This is a genomic window from Mesorhizobium sp. ORS 3428 (genome assembly GCF_001854785.1).
Taxonomy (GTDB): domain Bacteria; phylum Pseudomonadota; class Alphaproteobacteria; order Rhizobiales; family Rhizobiaceae; genus Mesorhizobium.
This window is the reverse complement of the sequence record NZ_MDFL01000155.1, coordinates 1-14,705: the sequence shown is the minus strand read 5'-3', so window position 1 is coordinate 14,705 and position 14,705 is coordinate 1. Positions and strand designations below refer to the sequence as shown.

Here is a 14,705-nt window from a genome sequence, read left to right as displayed (position 1 = left end):
CTCACGCGCCGGGCCATTGATCGATGCCGCATAACATCCTTGTCGCCGACGACGACCCGCACATCCGCGACATCATCTGCTTCGCGCTGGAAAAGGCGGGTATGAAGACGCTTGGCGTGGCCGACGGCGCCGCAGCCTTGCAGGCCGTCGAGCGTCGCGCGCCGGATCTCATCGTGCTCGACATCGGCATGCCGGAGATGGACGGCCTGGAGGTGTGCCGGCGGCTGCGCCAACGCTCCGATGTGCCGGTGCTGTTCCTGTCGGCGCGCGATGAAGAAATCGACCGTATCCTCGGGCTGGAGATGGGCGGCGACGACTATGTGACAAAACCGTTCAGCCCGCGCGAGCTGGTCGCCCGCGTCAATGTCATCCTGCGGCGCGCGCGCCCGGTGGCGGTGGAGGACGAAGCGGGCGACCGGCAATTCGCGCATGGCAAGCTCGTGCTTGTTCCGGCAAGCCACGCCGCGAGCTTCGACGGCAAGCCGCTGCTCTTCACCGCCATCGAATTCGCCATCCTCAAGGGCTTTCTCGCCCGCCCGCAGCATGTGCTTGGCCGCGACGCGGTGATGGCCAATGCCTATGCCTCCAACATCCACGTCTCGGAACGCACGGTCGACAGCCATATCCGCAACATCCGCGCCAAGCTGGCGGCTGTCGGCTGCGTGGATGCGATCGCGACTGTCCACGGCGTCGGCTTCCGGCTCGGCCGATGCGGTGGCTGAGCAAGGAGAGATGGCGGCCGCGGCTCGCCACCGTCGTCGTCGCCATCCTGATCGTGGTGATGGCGCTGCCGCTGGTCGGCCTGTTCTTTTTCCGGCTCTATGAGAACCAGCTGATCCGCCAGACCGAGGGCGAGCTTATCGCGCAGGGCGCGGTTGTCGCCGCCGTCTATGCCGGTGAGGTGCGCGCCGCCGGCATTTCGCCGGAAAAGCTCGGCGCGCAAATGCCCGCGGTGCGCGACAACGCCAACTCCCCCTACCAGCCGATCGAGCCCAGCCTAGACCTTGCGTCCGACTACGTCATGCCGACGCGGCCGGCCGCACTTCCCGCGACCGCCGATCCTGCCTTCGCGGCCATCGGCGCACGGCTCGACGGCATCCTCGACGAGACGCAGAAGACGACGCTCGCGGGCTTTCGCCTGCTCGATCCGCACGGCGTGGTCATTGCCGGCGGCGATGAGGTGGGCTTGTCGCTCGGCCATATCGAGGAGGTGCAACAGGCGCTCGCAGGCGTCTATGCCAGCGAGCTGAGGCTCAGGATTCCCGACCAGCCGCCGCCGCCGCTCTATTCGGTGAGCCGCGGCACCAAGGTGCGCGTCTTCGTCGCCCTGCCGGTCGAGGTCGACGGACGGGTGGCGGGGGTGGTGTATCTCTCGCGGACGCCGAACAACATCGTCAAGCATCTCTATGGCGAACGCGGCAAGGTCACGTTGGCGRCAATCACCATCGTCGGCGGCACGCTGCTGATCGCGCTGGTGTTCATCCGCACCGTCAGCCGGCCGATCTATGCGCTGATCGACCGGACAAAGCGCATCGCCGCCGGCGACCGCGAGGCGATGCGCCCGCTCGACCATCACGGCACGCGCGAGATGGCGGCGCTGTCGGCGGCCTTCCTCGATATGGCCGCCAAGTTGCAGGCGCGCTCCGACAGCATCCAGACCTTCGCCACCCATGTCTCGCATGAACTGAAATCGCCGCTGACGGCGATCCAGGGCGCGGCGGAGCTGCTCAGGGATTCCGGYGGGACGATGGACGAAGCCGAGCGGCGGCRCTTTTCCAACAACATCGTCACCGATGCAGGGCGGCTCAATCTGCTGGTGCGCCGACTGCTTGAGCTGGCGCGCGCCGAAAACCTCGCGCCGAGCGGCGAAAGCACGACGCTCAATGCCGCGCTTGCGCTGTTGCCGGTCGACACCAGGCTGGAGGCGCGCGTCGAGGCGGGCGGCGCTACCAGCCTCGGTATCTCCGGCGAGAACCTCGCCATCGTGCTCGCCAACCTGATCGACAATTCGGCAAGGCACGGCGCCAAGCAGGTCGCGATCAGTGCCATGAGCGCGGGCGCCAGGGTGGCGGTCCTTGTCGGCGACGACGGTGACGGCATTTCGCCCAGTAACCRCGCAAAAGTGTTCGAGCCGTTCTTCACCACAAGGCGCGAGACCGGCGGCACGGGAATGGGGCTCGGCATCGTGCTGGCCCTCCTGAAAGCGCATGATGGCACGATCAGGCTGGTTGACAGCGAGCGCGGCACACGCTTCGAGATCAATCTGCCGGTCGCCTGAAGACCGGTGGATCGGAGAGATAAGTGCGCTACGACATCGTCATCATCGGCGGAGCCATCGTCGGTTCCTCGGTCGCCTATTACCTGCGMGAGGAAGGGTTTTCGGGTTCCATCGCGCTCATCGAGCGCGATCCRCAGTTCTCCAATGCGGCGACGACATTGTCCTTGGCCTCGATCCGCCAGCAATTTTCCATCCCTGAAAACATCCGCCTGTCGCAGTTCACGCTGAAACTGTTCCGCCGGCTGAAGGAGACTTTTGGCGCCGACGCCGATATCGGTTTCCGCGAGGGCGGCTATCTCATCCTTGCCGGCGAGGCCGGATTGCCGATCCTGAAGGCCAACCACGAAGCGCAGATCGCCGAGGGCGCCGACATCGTCCTCGAAGACGCYGGGCAGCTCGCGCGCCGCTTCCCGTGGCTGTCGACCGAGGGTATTTCCGCCGGCGCTTATGGCCGCACCGGCGAGGGCTGGTTCGACGCGCATGCGCTGCTGACGCTGTTCCGCAAGGCGCTGCGCGACAAAAACATCGACTTCATCTCYGCCTCGGTCGCAAGCATCGCGCGCGAGGGTAATCGCGTCACCGGTGTCTCCCTCGACAATGGCGAGACACTTGCAGCCGGCATCGTCGTCAACGCCGCCGGACCGAACGCCGGCAAGGTCGCGGCTCTTGCCGGGCTCGAGCTGCCGGTCGAGCCGCGCAAGCGCAACGTCTTCGTCTTCGAGGCGCGCGAGAAATATGCCGACATGCCGCTGCTGGTGGATCCCTCCGGCATCTATGTGCGGCCGGAGGGCTCGGTCTACCTCACCGGCGGCGCCGAACCGGAGGAAGGCGACCACGCGCCCGACCCGAAGGATTTCGAAGTCAACTGGCCGCTATTCGAAGAGGTGATCTGGCCAGTGCTCGCCACCCGCATCCCTGCCTTCGAGGCGATCAAGCCGACGCGCGCCTGGGTCGGGCATTACGATTACAACACGCTCGACCAGAACGYGGTGATCGGGCCGCATCCGGAGGTCGAAAACTTCCTCTTCGCCAACGGCTTCTCCGGCCACGGCCTGCAACAGGCGCCGGCCGTCGGCAAGGCGCTTTCAGAGCTCATCGTGCATGGCGGCTACCGCACGATCGACTGCACCGCGTTCGGGTACGGGCGCGTAGCGGAGGGGAGGGCATTCCGGGAGCTGAATGTGATTTGAGGGAGTGACGGTGACTCACTGCTACGCTGGAGGGACAGCGCCCCCCTCTGTCCTGCCGGACATCTCCCCCACAAGGGGGGAGATTGGCTGTTTCGGCGCCTCGCTCATTTCTGCAACGTTCGAGATTGGCGAAAGCCGACGCGACGTCTGATCTCCCCCCTTGTGGGGGAGATGCCCGGCAGGGCAGAGGGGGGYGCGAAGGAACGCGGCGTTTCTTGCTTAAGCCGCCTGCCTTCCCTCACCAAAATACTCCTGCAGCCATCCCAGCACCCGCGTCCAGCCGTCGGCATGCTCGGCCRCCGCATCCGCCAATCCGGCGAAACCGCCGTGGCAGACGGTGAGCCGCGTGCCGGCGGCGATCGGCTCCACAAGATAGGCGACCGTGGTTTCCTTGCGGCCGAGCGTCGGATGATCCCAATCGTAGCGCCAGGTCTGCACGATCCGGCGCGGCATCTCGATTTCGAGAAACGCGCCGCTTGCGGGACGGCGCCTGGCGTCGGCCGTTCTCACGACAACGCTCCAGCGGCCGCCGACGCGAAGATCGGCGGCCCAGCCGGTCATGCGGTAGGTGTCGGCGGAGCCCCACCAGCGCTCGACCTCATCCGTGACGAACGCGGCAAGGACCCGCTCGGGAGCGGCAAGGATCTCGGCCGAGGCCATGGCCGTCTCGCCATTCGCCATGGCCTGCGGCCAGCAATGCCGGAGCATCATCGCGACCTCCAGAAACGGTTCGGTATCGAAACGAAGCTTCAGATCTTTGAGGGCGGGCGATCAAAACCCTTGCCGCTCTCGAGCAGRCTCTTGAGGCTCGACAGCACCAGCGGCCAGCCCTTGGCGACGTTCGGGATCAGTCTGTGCGGTCCGTCGGCTTCGTGGGTGACGGCGAGTTTCATCAGCTCGCCGTCCTGCTCGATGGTGAAGGTGCAGCGCGTATAGCCGTCCTCCTTCACTTCCGGCATCCATTCGTTGCGCCATTTGATGACAAGGCGCCGCGGCGGGTCGATCTCCAGGATCTCACCCGAGTCGGCGACGCGGCCGTCGGGGAAGATCAGCTTCCAGCTCGAGCCCACCTTCCAGTCGCTTTCCTGGTAGGARCAGAGGAAGAACTGCCGGTTGAATTCCGGGTCGGTCAGCGCTGTCCAAAGCTTTTCGGGTGTGGTGCGGATGTAGGTGACATAGACGAAGGTGTTGTCGCTCATGGCTTTTCCCTTTCAAGTCGCTTCTTCAGGTCGCTAAGGGCAGCCAGTCGCCCCCGCTCGAACTTGCCGATCCAGCGCTCGGCGATCTCGTTGATCGGAACGGGATTGAGGTAATGCTCCTTCTCGCGCCCCTTGCGGACGGTGGTGACGAGGTTTGCCTCCTCCAGGATCGCCAGGTGCTTGGTCACCGCCTGGCGCGTCATGTCCATCCGTTCGCAGAGCGCGTTCAGCGTCTGCCCGTTCCTGGCATAAAGGCTGTCTAGCAATTGCCGGCGTGTCGGGTCGGCCAAAGCGCGAAAGACGGCATCCATGCTCATGGCTCTAATATGCAACCATTTGGTTGCATGTCAAGCGTCGCGACAGATCGAGCAATCACTTGGATGTGAGCCGATCAGGGAATTCAAAAAGCGKGGGGATCAGCGCTTGCGGCCGAACCAGAAGGCGTCGGGCATGCGCGCCATGCCGATGCGCTCGTAGAAGCCGACAGCGTCGGGCATCGAGATCAGGCTGATGGCGACCGAAGGGCCGAGCTGGCGGCGCGCCTCGTCCATCAGGCCCCGGCCCACGCCCAGCCCTTGCGCCGCCTTCGAGACGGCAAGCTCGGAGATATAGCAGACCCAGGAAAAGTCGGTGACGCCGCGCGCGACGCCGACAAGCGGCTCGCCCTCGATGTCAAGGCGCGCCGTAAGCACCAGGCTGGCATTGCCGAGCATCGCCTTCAGGCGGACTTCGTCATCGACGGGGCGTGTTTCGCCGAGGCCCGACTCCACCAGCACGCGGCGAAATTCGGCGACATCGAGCGCAGGCTCGCTGGCATAGAGGACATTGGAGGGCTTAACCATGATCGCCTAGACTGCACCAATGGAGCACAATCGCGAAGCAGCTTTTGAAGTGTGTTCCAGTTCCAGCACGCAGCGTGATACAACATTGGTGGCGGTCCGTAGCTCAGGGGAAGAGCGCCAGCTCTGTGCTGGAGGCCCCCGGTCGAGACGGGGCGGGTCCGCCACCTCATTCGCATGGCCCGGGTAGCCGCCAAACCACGCACGAACAGTTGCCTTTCATTTGCCCGCCGCTTTGTGTAAAGCGTGCGCCAGCATTCCCGCAGAACCGAGACGGGCAGGACCATGGACAAATTCACCAAGCTCACCGGCGTCGCCGCGCCCATGCCGATCGTCAACATCGACACCGACATGATCATCCCGAAGGATTACCTGAAGACGATCAAGCGCACCGGGCTTGGCACCGGCCTGTTCGCCGAGATGCGCTACAAGGACGACGGCTCGGAGAACCCGGATTTCRTGCTCAACAAGCCGGCCTATCGCAAGGCGCAGATCCTGGTCGCCGGCGACAATTTCGGCTGCGGCTCGAGCCGCGAGCATGCCCCTTGGGCGCTACTCGATTTCGGCATTCGCTGCGTGATCTCGACGTCATTCGCCGACATTTTCTACAATAACTGCTTCAAGAACGGCATCCTGCCGATCACCGTCAGCCCAGAAGACCTGGACAAGCTGATGGACGATGCCTCGCGCGGCTCGAACGCGACGCTGTCGGTCGATCTCGAGGCRAAGGAAATCCGCGGACCGGACGGCGGGGTGGTCAAGTTCGATCTCGACGACTTCAAGCGCCACTGCCTGCTGAACGGCCTCGACGACATCGGGCTGACCATGGAAAAGTCCGGCGCCATCGCATCCTTCGAAAAGAAGAACGCCGAGCTGCGCCCCTGGGCCTGATCGGCACGGCCGATAGAGCAATTCCAGGAAAAGTGTGAAGCGGATTACCGTCCGGAATTGTTCAACCAAATATTTGGAGCGGTTCAGGGGGCCGCTCCAGGCCATTCCAGGCCGTGCTCGCGGCGACTGAAGGGGACGGACAGTCATGACACGCTCGCTTCTGGCCGGTGCCTGCGCTTCGGCGGCAATCCTTCTGGCGACCGCCGGCGCCGATGCGCAGACCAGCGCGCCGGCGACGCAGCAGGCGCCCGCGGCGTCCGAACAGCCGGCCGCCGACCAGGGCGCAACGGACCAGGGATCGGGCAGCGACGACCAGGCCGCGGCGGACGAGGAAAAGCAGGGGCCGATCGCCTTCGAGGGCGGTCAGTTCACCATCACGCRGCAGGAAGAGTATGGCGAGAAGGTGCTTGCGTATAACGGCAAGCAGCTCGCCAGCAATTACGACGTCTTCTTCGAAAAGATCGTCGAGGTCAGCGGCGTCAAGGTCGCGCTGTTCGACGTCGGCGATGGCGGCAACCAGTGCGGCCCGGCGAGCGTCATCGCCTGGAAGCCGGAAGGCGGCGAGATCAAGACCGCCACCGTCGAGCAGGACGAGTGCGGCGCGCYGCCGGCGGCGGTCTCCGAAAACGCCATCTATTACGTGCCCTATCTTCTGCCCGGCGAGACCAGGCCGGCGCTGCAATGGTCGCCGACCGGCGGCCTGACGACCTCCGGCAATCTCACCTACACGCCTGAACCCGGCACCGACTGGAAGAATGTCGATCCGTCGAAATACGACAACATCATCGACGCCTTCCACAATGTGGCCGTCTACAAGGCGGCCGAGGCGCTGCTCGGCAAGGACATGCCCGACATGGCGACCAGCCTGCTGGTCGGCGGCGGCACCGAAAAGACGGCGTCCGGCGCCTTCTACGCCACCGGCTGCGTGCCGCATGACTGCGGCGGCAATGACGGCTTCATGGCCGTCGACCCGGCAAAGCATAAGGTCTATTTCGCCCGCCGCGGCGACAATGGCGCACCRCAAGCCTGGCCCGACGTGAAGAGCTGGCCGGCGGATATCAAGAAGGCCCTGGACGAGGCGCAGAAGTCAGGGAATTAGGTTGTTGCACGGTATTGCCGGCCGTGAGGTCGCGTACCGGCCGAAAATAGCCATCGCCGTGATCCTTCGCACCCCCTCTGCCCTGCCGGGCATCTCCCCCGCAAGGGGGAGATTGAGTGATCGACCACCTTCGCCAATCTCCGACGTTGGACGAACAGGCGAGGCGCTGAAGCTGCTGATCTCCCCCCTTGCGGGGGAGATGGCCGGCAGGCCAGAGGGGGTACTGTCCCGCCCGCCTCAAAGAGATTTTGCACCTCAAATCCRCATTGCTTGGCCTATGGCCAGATTGCCGCCGTCCATTGCACAATACCCGCAACCACCGCGAGGCTCTCATGCGCAAACTCATCTCCACCGGCTCCCCTTTCGAGAAAACCGCCGGCTATTCGCGCGCGGTGGTGCAGGAGGACTGGTGTTTCGTGTCCGGAACGACCGGCTACGACTATGCCACCATGACCATGCCGGAGACGGTCGAGGCGCAGACGCGCAATTGCCTTGCAACAATCGCCAAGGCTTTGGCCGAGGGCGGCTTCGAGATGGCCGATGTAGTGCGGGCGCATTATTACATCACCGACCAGGCCTTTGTTGATTTGGTCTTTCCGATTCTCGGCGAGGCCTTCGGCGACATTCGCCCCGCCGCGACGATGATCGTCTGCCAGCTCAACAAGCCGGAGATGAAGATCGAGATCGAGGTCACGGCGCTCAGGCGCACTRCTTGATGCCTGTCGCCAAAGTGCGAAGCCGTTGGGCACAACGATGGCGTGAGGCGAGGATCGRCCGATGGTGAAGGTGAGGCGCGTTGTCGCCAACATCGWAACGCCCGACGTTGCGGCGGCAAAGCGCTTTTACCAGGATGTCCTCGGCCTCGATCTGCTTATGGATATGGGCTGGATCGCCACTTACGGCTCGCAACAGACAATGACCGTCCAGGTCAGCTTCATGGCCGAAGGCGGCTCGGGCACGCCGGTGCCGGACCTCTCGATCGAGGTCGACGATGTCGACGCGGCCCTCAAGGCCATGAAGGCCGCTGGCTTCGCCGCCGAATACGGACCGGCCGACGAGCCCTGGGGCGTACGGCGCTTCTATGTCCGCGATCCTTTTGGGCGCTTGGTGAATATTCTCTCGCATCGGTGAGGGTTTCTCGCGGCCTGCTCTGTTGCGACGCTGTTCCAGCTAGGGTTCCTCTCCCCCGCCAAAGGCGGGGGAGAGGTGGCCAAGTCCTGCAAGGCCGGCAGGTCAAAGGGGCGCTGCGGCGTCTTCCTCCCCTTGCGCAGCAAGCGCCTGACGTTTAGCAAGGCCGCGGTTCAAACTYTTTCCCGGACGGTTTTCCATGGCTTCGAAAAATCTCTTCCTGCTCGCCGGCGACGGTATCGGCCCCGAGGCCATGGCCGAGGTGAAGAAGCTGATTGCAGCCATGAACGAAAAGCTCGGCAGCGGCTTTGCCACGGACGAGGGGCTGGTCGGTGGCTCAGCGTATGACGCGCATGGCGCAGCGATCTCCGATGCCGACATGGAAAAGGCGATGGCGGCGGACGCGGTGCTGTTCGGCGCCGTCGGCGGGCCGAAATGGGACAAGGTGCCTTACGACGTGCGCCCCGAAGCCGGCCTGTTGCGCCTGCGCAAGGACATGGAGCTGTTCGCCAATCTGCGGCCCGCGATCTGCTATCCGGCGCTCGCCRCATCCTCCTCGCTCAAGCAGGAAGTGGTCGAGGGCCTCGACATATTGATCGTGCGCGAGCTCACCGGCGGCGTCTATTTCGGCGAGCCGAAGCAGATCATCGACCTCGGCAACGGCCAGAAGCGCGGCATCGACACCCAGGTCTACGACACGTTCGAGATCGAGCGGATTTCGGGCGTTGCCTTCGAGCTGGCGCGCACCCGCAAGAACCACGTCACCTCGATGGAAAAGCGCAACGTCATGAAATCGGGCGTGCTGTGGAACGAGGTGGTCAGCCAGACGCACAAGGTGAAGTACAGCGACGTCAAGCTCGACCATATGCTCGCCGATGCCGGCGGCATGCAGCTGGTGCGCTGGCCGAAGCAGTTCGACGTCATCGTCACCGACAATCTGTTCGGCGACATGCTCTCCGACATCGCCGCCATGCTCACCGGCTCGATCGGAATGYTGCCTTCTGCCTCCCTCGGCGCGCCGGATGCCAAGACCAAGAAGCGCAAGGCGCTCTACGAGCCGGTGCACGGCTCGGCGCCCGACATCGCCGGCAAGGGCATCGCCAACCCGATCGCGATGATCGCCTCCTTCGCCATGTGCCTGCGCTATTCCTTCGGCATGGTGGCGGAGGCCGACAAGCTCGAAGCGGCAATCGCCGCGGTGCTCGACGACGGCCTGCGCACCAAGGACATCATATCCGAGGGCATGACCGAGGTCGRCACGGTGGAGATGGGCGACGCCATCATCGCCAAGTTCCTGGGCTGACCAAATGGCGGTCGACGTCCGCTGGGCGACGACCAAGGACGCCGAGGCGCTCGCCACCGTGCTTTGCGAGATGGCGGCGCACTATCGGCAGGCGCCGCTCGATCACAATCGGGCGGCTGCCACGACAAGGCAGTGGCTCGGCGACGAAAGCCCGGCCTATCCGCATTTCGCGCTGGCCTTTGCAGGCGGGCAGGTCGCCGGGCTTGCATCGGTCGCGATCGCGCATCCCGGCATCGACCTCCAGCGGCTGATGTTCCTGAAGGACCTGTTCGTGCGCGACAGCGCGCGCAATCAGGGCATCGGCCGCGCGCTGATCGGTTTTCTCGCCGGCCATTGTCTCAGTAAGGGCATCGGCCGCATCGACCTCACCACCGAGGACTGGAACGAGGGCGCACTACGCTTCTACGACCGGCTCGGCGCCGAGCGCCACGGTCAGAAGGTATTCCTCAGGCTCTCCGGCAAGGCGCTCGAGAACGTCGCCGACACTAGACTCTGACGCCTGCCGGCATCGGCCCCCACCGGTTGTCGCCGACCTGACTCGCAGCAAGTCCGAAAAAGAGAAAGGCCACGGCCCCCAAAGCCGGAGTGTAGCAAAGCAAGACAAGCCAGCCGGTCAGACCGATGTCGTGCAGACGCCGCACGACGACCGCGATCGACGGCAGGATTGCTACCAACACGAAAAGCAAGACTGGAATGTGCCCGATCGAAGTCCTCGGACCGTCGTCGAAACCGCTTATCGCCAGGTTGAGCAGGATGCCGAAACCGAACAGCGCGACAAACACGATGGAGAACCAGAGATAGAACGCCCAAAACTCCTTGCGGCGGGCTCGGCCGGTGAAATTGCGGTAGTCGACGACGAGCGCCCGCAGGAAATAGGCCCAGAGTCCGATCGACTTGGAGGAGCTGGTTTCGACGGTGCGGTTGCGCTGCGGCGCATCGCCGTTCGCCGACGATGKGGCTGATCTCACCGCCACGATCTTGTGCGCCGTCCTGTCGTCCGGCGTGAACTCGACCAGCATGCCTCTGGCGAGGGCCATGTCCCGGGTCAGGTCGCTGCGGGTGAACATATAGCGCTTGCCGTCGACCCCGTTGATGTAGCCGTAGTCCTGGTCTTCGTCGTAATGGAATACTGTACCGCGCATCGCTCCCCCTCCGCGTCGCTGCTGCAATGCTATGTAAGGTTGTATCAAATTGCAATATGCACGTGAGGCGCGCTAAATCTTGACGCCGGCCGGCACCGGGCCCCATTTGTTTTCGCCGATCTGGGTCGGGATCAGCGCGAAGACCAGGGTAGCGAGCCCGCCGACATAGGGTAGGAAGCACAGGATCACGAGCCAGCCGGTCAGGCCGAGATCGTGYAGGCGGCGCACGATCAGCGCGACCCACGGCAGGAATGTCGCCAGGACGAAGAGCACGAGAAGGCCGAGCATGACGATCGGCACGTCGCCGCTCCCCTCGAAATCATCCCGCGACAGATCCACGGAGAGTCCGACGCCGACGATGACGGCGAGGCCGATCACCCAGAACAGGCAAAAGCCCCAGAATTCCTTGCGCCGGGCACGGCCGGAGAAGTTGACGTAGTTTGTCGTCAGGCCCCGCCGGAAATAGCTCCAGAGGCCGGTGGATTCCGGCGTTCCACTCTCGGCGCTGCGGCCAAAATGCGCCGGCGACGCAGGCGGGCTGCCCGGCAACGGATGGGCGGCCRGCGCGGCCGGAGGGGCGCTGTCCGCCGGGCCGGTCACGCGGGCGCGAACCAAAAAAATATTGGTCGCCCGGTCGCCATTCAGCTGGAATTCGACCTCTGCGCCCTTGGAGAGCGCCATTTGGCGACGCAGGTCCTCGCGCGCGAAGCCGTAGCGCTTTCCGTCAGCGCCGGCGATGAAGCCGAAGCCCTGCTCCTCGTCATAGTGAAGGACTTCGCCGCGCATCGCATCCCCGGCGCCGAACTCTTTCCCGTGCAAGGGTTTGACATGAGTGCCCGCCGGCGGGCAAGAGCGATGCCACTTTGCCGGCCAAAATCGCCGGCTGAAATCGATCGACGGCGAATGACCAAGACACAATCGATCCCAACCGGTGAAACACGAGACAGCAATGGCACCGGGCCGAAAATATGCATCGATGCCACCGGCCTGCTGGCCTGGCGCGGCGCCCTGGCCGGGATTCAGCGGGTCGAGGATTTTCTGATCAGGGCAGCGCTCGCCGATCCCGATCCGGATGTCGAGGTCGTGACGCTCAACCTTTCGAGCCATCGCTTCCGGCCGCTCGAAAATTTCGAAATCGGACAGCTGGGCGTCAGCGAGGTCGCGCCGTTCCGGCAGCGTCCGCGACTGAAACCCGCCGCAGCGTTGCGGCAGGCATTCGAAGCCGTGCGGCGCCATCCGATGGCCAAAAGGGAAGCCGATCGCCAGCTGGCAGGAATGGTGACCAACGGCCGGACCGGCTTCACCTTCATGATGTTGAAGCATCTGCTACGGGCCTGGCGTTTCTGCAGACGAGCCCGTCCCAGGGCCGGTTTGCTTCGCCCTGATGCCGCGCAGTCGACCAAGAATGTCGAACCTCGAACGGTGCTGATCAGCAATCAGCTGATGGTCGGCGAAAAGATAGCGGCGTTTTGCGGCGGACCCGACAAGGTCGCCTTCCTCTGCCACGACATGATCCCGACTATGCGGCCGGACCTGGTCGRCAAAGGCAAAATGCAGGCGGCTTTCGGACCCAATCTGGAAGCGCTGACGCGAAGCGGAGCGGCAGCCGTCTGCACGTCCGGCACGTCGGCGCAGATGCTCAAGGACCATATGCGGAAGGCCGGCATCGATCTGTCCGCAGTCCATCGCTTTCCGATGCCCTCGCTCCTCTACACCAAGGCTGGGCAGCTGCAGGTGACGTCGCCTCCCGAGGTTGACGAGCCCTTCGTCCTCTATTGCTCGACCGTCGAGATCCGCAAGAACCACATCATGCTTGCCCGCATCTGGCAGCAGGCGCTCGAGGAAGGAGTGAGACTGCCGAAGCTGGTCTGCGTCGGCCGCTGGGGCTGGATGGTCGAGGAACTTGGCGCCTATCTGAAGGCCAATCCGCGGCTGAAGGAGCGGATCTTGTTCACCGGCCCGGTCAGCGACGAGGAACTCATCCGTTACTATCGCGGCGCAAGCTTCGGCGTTTTTCCCTCATATATCGAAGGCTGGGGCTATGCGGCCTCGGAATGCCTGGATTTCGGCGTGCCGGTCATCGTCTCGACCACGCCTTCGCTGATCGAGGCGACCGGCGGCCTGATGCCCGCGATCGATCCGACCGATCAGAGYGGCTGGTATRCCGCCATTCGCCGGATGKCGGAGGATCATGTTTGGCGCCATTCATTGACAACGCTTATCGCTGAAAGGCACCGGCCGACGACGCCTGCCGAGAGCTGGGCGGCGATAAAGGACGGCCTCGGGGCAGTGGCTGCGAGCGCCAATTGACTCTTGACGCAAAGCGCGTAAAAGCCGGCAGCGAACGGGATCGTCTTCGATGCGCGGCCTTCTGATGGCTCTTCTTGCATTCGATGYCCCTAGCCACGAAGCACAGCATCGGGCCGGGCGCCTCGACGCGTCCGTCCGTTCCCGCAAAACAATGGCCAAAACCACCACCAAAACGGTGTGATTCCCTTGGCCTAACCACCCTCTCCCGGGTTCGGCCCGGGGGACGGAACCCGCATGAGGCCGGCGGGTTTTCTCCAACAACAAAGYGGAGAGGGACAGGAGATTTCGATGAGTTTCAAGGTTGCGGTAGTCGGCGCCACGGGCAATGTGGGCCGCGAAATGCTCAACATTCTGGACGAGCGCGGCTTCCCGGCGAGCGAGGTCGTGGCGCTGGCCTCGCGGCGCAGCCAGGGCACCGAGGTGTCCTTCGGCGACCGCACGCTGAAGGTCAAGGCGCTCGACACCTACGACWTTTCCGACACCGACATTTGCGTCATGTCGGCCGGCGGCAATGTTTCCAAGGAATGGTCGCCCAAGATCGGCAAGCAGGGCTGCGTGGTCATCGATAATTCCTCGGCCTTCCGCTACGACCCGGACGTGCCGCTGATCGTTCCGGAGGTGAACCCCGACGCGATCGAGCTGTTCTCGCGCAAGAACATCATCGCCAACCCGAACTGCTCGACGGCGCAGCTGGTGGTGGCGATGAAGCCGCTGCATGACGCCGCGACCATCAAGCGCATCGTRGTCGCCACCTACCAGTCGGTCTCGGGAGCCGGCAAGGAAGGCATGGACGAGCTGTTCACGCAGACGCGTGCGGTCTTCGTCRCCGACCAGGTCGACGTCAAGAAGTTCACCAAGCGCATCGCCTTCAACGTCATCCCGCATATCGACGTCTTCCTCGACGACGGGTCGACCAAGGAAGAGTGGAAGATGGTGGCCGAAACCAAGAAGATGCTCGATCCCAAGATCAAGCTGACGGCGACCTGTGTGCGCGTGCCGGTGTTCATCGGCCATTCGGAGGCCGTCAACATCGAGTTCGAGAAGCCGATCACGGCGGACGAGGCGCGCGAGATCCTGCGCGAGGCGCCGGGCTGTCAAGTGCTCGACAAGCGCGAGAACGGCGGCTACATCACGCCGCTCGAATCGGCCGGCGAGGACGCCACCTTCATCTCGCGCATCCGCGAGGACTCGACCATCGACAATGGCCTGTCGATGTGGATCGTCTCCGACAATCTGCGCAAGGGCGCGGCGCTGAACGCCATCCAGATCGCCGAGCTTCTGGTGGAGCGGGGCCTGATCCAGCCGAAGAAGAAGGCGGCTTAGTTT

Annotated in this window: 17 protein-coding genes; 11 read left to right on the top strand and 6 right to left on the bottom strand. The window is 64.1% G+C overall.

Features of this window, described 5'->3' with window-relative positions:
- Positions 1-23: 23 nt before the first annotated feature.
- From ORS3428_RS25955 to ORS3428_RS25945, 3 genes are read left to right on the top strand one after another with little or no spacing between them, the layout of a single operon-like run.
- Entirely contained in the window at positions 24-722 is a 699-nt protein-coding gene (locus ORS3428_RS25955; RefSeq protein WP_071101138.1) for a response regulator transcription factor, read from the top strand.
- Entirely contained in the window at positions 710-2,278 is a 1,569-nt protein-coding gene (locus tag ORS3428_RS25950) for a sensor histidine kinase (protein WP_071101137.1), read from the top strand. Before ORS3428_RS25955 ends, ORS3428_RS25950 begins: the two co-directional genes overlap by 13 nt.
- 23 nt (positions 2,279-2,301) lie before the next feature.
- Positions 2,302-3,468: an NAD(P)/FAD-dependent oxidoreductase gene (locus tag ORS3428_RS25945; RefSeq protein WP_071101136.1), complete on the top strand. Its 1,167-nt coding sequence runs from the start codon at positions 2,302-2,304 to the stop codon at positions 3,466-3,468.
- A gap of 219 nt (positions 3,469-3,687) precedes the next feature.
- Here the strand turns inward: ORS3428_RS25945 and ORS3428_RS25940 are convergent, their stop codons facing one another.
- The 4 genes from ORS3428_RS25940 to ORS3428_RS25925 all read right to left on the bottom strand — a co-directional run bounded on the left by ORS3428_RS25940 (position 3,688) and on the right by ORS3428_RS25925 (position 5,509).
- On the bottom strand, positions 3,688-4,179 hold the full coding sequence (locus ORS3428_RS25940) for an SRPBCC family protein (RefSeq protein ID WP_244508102.1): 492 nt from the start codon (positions 4,177-4,179) through the stop codon (positions 3,688-3,690).
- A gap of 38 nt (positions 4,180-4,217) precedes the next feature.
- Positions 4,218-4,667, bottom strand: a complete 450-nt coding sequence (locus ORS3428_RS25935) for an SRPBCC family protein (RefSeq protein ID WP_071101135.1) — start codon at positions 4,665-4,667, stop codon at positions 4,218-4,220.
- A complete protein-coding gene (locus ORS3428_RS25930) occupies positions 4,664-4,984 on the bottom strand; it encodes an ArsR/SmtB family transcription factor (protein ID WP_083355291.1) in 321 nt (106 codons plus the stop codon). The genes ORS3428_RS25935 and ORS3428_RS25930 overlap by 4 nt, the downstream gene beginning before the upstream one ends.
- A 99-nt stretch (positions 4,985-5,083) precedes the next feature.
- Positions 5,084-5,509, bottom strand: coding sequence for a GNAT family N-acetyltransferase (locus ORS3428_RS25925; protein ID WP_071101134.1), 426 nt, complete (start codon positions 5,507-5,509; stop codon positions 5,084-5,086).
- A 282-nt stretch (positions 5,510-5,791) separates the two neighbouring features.
- On the opposite strand from ORS3428_RS25925, the gene leuD reads away from it, so the two are divergent.
- From leuD to ORS3428_RS25890, 6 genes are all read left to right on the top strand, one after another.
- Positions 5,792-6,397, top strand: coding sequence for a 3-isopropylmalate dehydratase small subunit (leuD, locus tag ORS3428_RS25915; RefSeq protein WP_071101133.1), 606 nt, complete (start codon positions 5,792-5,794; stop codon positions 6,395-6,397).
- A gap of 145 nt (positions 6,398-6,542) precedes the next feature.
- Positions 6,543-7,496, top strand: coding sequence for a hypothetical protein (locus ORS3428_RS25910; protein WP_071101132.1), 954 nt, complete (start codon positions 6,543-6,545; stop codon positions 7,494-7,496).
- A gap of 332 nt (positions 7,497-7,828) precedes the next feature.
- Complete coding sequence (locus tag ORS3428_RS25905; RefSeq protein WP_071101131.1) at positions 7,829-8,212, top strand: RidA family protein; 384 nt, start codon at positions 7,829-7,831, stop codon at positions 8,210-8,212.
- Positions 8,213-8,276: 64 nt separating this feature from the next.
- Positions 8,277-8,627 (top strand): VOC family protein, encoded by a 351-nt coding sequence (locus ORS3428_RS25900; protein WP_071101150.1) that lies wholly within the window; start codon positions 8,277-8,279, stop codon positions 8,625-8,627.
- Between the two features lie 196 nt (positions 8,628-8,823).
- Positions 8,824-9,927, top strand: coding sequence for a 3-isopropylmalate dehydrogenase (gene leuB / locus ORS3428_RS25895; protein ID WP_071101130.1), 1,104 nt, complete (start codon positions 8,824-8,826; stop codon positions 9,925-9,927).
- 4 nt (positions 9,928-9,931) lie between these two features.
- A complete protein-coding gene (locus ORS3428_RS25890) occupies positions 9,932-10,423 on the top strand; it encodes a GNAT family N-acetyltransferase (protein WP_071101129.1) in 492 nt (163 codons plus the stop codon).
- Here ORS3428_RS25890 and ORS3428_RS25885 read toward each other — a convergent pair.
- Together ORS3428_RS25885 and ORS3428_RS34330 are read right to left on the bottom strand one after the other, a co-directional pair.
- On the bottom strand, positions 10,413-11,069 hold the full coding sequence (locus tag ORS3428_RS25885) for a DUF805 domain-containing protein (RefSeq protein WP_071101128.1): 657 nt from the start codon (positions 11,067-11,069) through the stop codon (positions 10,413-10,415). The two genes, ORS3428_RS25890 and ORS3428_RS25885, sit on opposite strands and share 11 nt — an antisense overlap.
- A 72-nt stretch (positions 11,070-11,141) precedes the next feature.
- Positions 11,142-12,305, bottom strand: a complete 1,164-nt coding sequence (locus ORS3428_RS34330) for a DUF805 domain-containing protein (protein WP_338011961.1) — start codon at positions 12,303-12,305, stop codon at positions 11,142-11,144.
- 3 nt (positions 12,306-12,308) lie between these two features.
- On the opposite strand from ORS3428_RS34330, the gene ORS3428_RS25875 reads away from it, so the two are divergent.
- A complete protein-coding gene (locus ORS3428_RS25875; protein ID WP_244508101.1) occupies positions 12,309-13,379 on the top strand; it encodes a glycosyltransferase in 1,071 nt (356 codons plus the stop codon).
- Between the two features lie 288 nt (positions 13,380-13,667).
- Positions 13,668-14,702, top strand: coding sequence for an aspartate-semialdehyde dehydrogenase (locus tag ORS3428_RS25870; protein ID WP_071101125.1), 1,035 nt, complete (start codon positions 13,668-13,670; stop codon positions 14,700-14,702).
- Positions 14,703-14,705 lie beyond the last annotated feature (3 nt).

What these genes read in the sequence shown, in the direction of transcription:
- ORS3428_RS25925 (WP_071101134.1), bottom strand. Translation starts at nt 5,509, where the DNA reads ATGGTTAAGCCCTCCAATGTCCTCTATGCCAGCGAGCCTGCGCTCGAT.
- ORS3428_RS25890 (WP_071101129.1), top strand. Translation starts at nt 9,932, where the DNA reads ATGGCGGTCGACGTCCGCTGGGCGACGACCAAGGACGCCGAGGCGCTC.
- ORS3428_RS25930 (WP_083355291.1), bottom strand. Translation starts at nt 4,984, where the DNA reads ATGAGCATGGATGCCGTCTTTCGCGCTTTGGCCGACCCGACACGCCGG.
- ORS3428_RS25955 (WP_071101138.1), top strand. Translation starts at nt 24, where the DNA reads ATGCCGCATAACATCCTTGTCGCCGACGACGACCCGCACATCCGCGAC.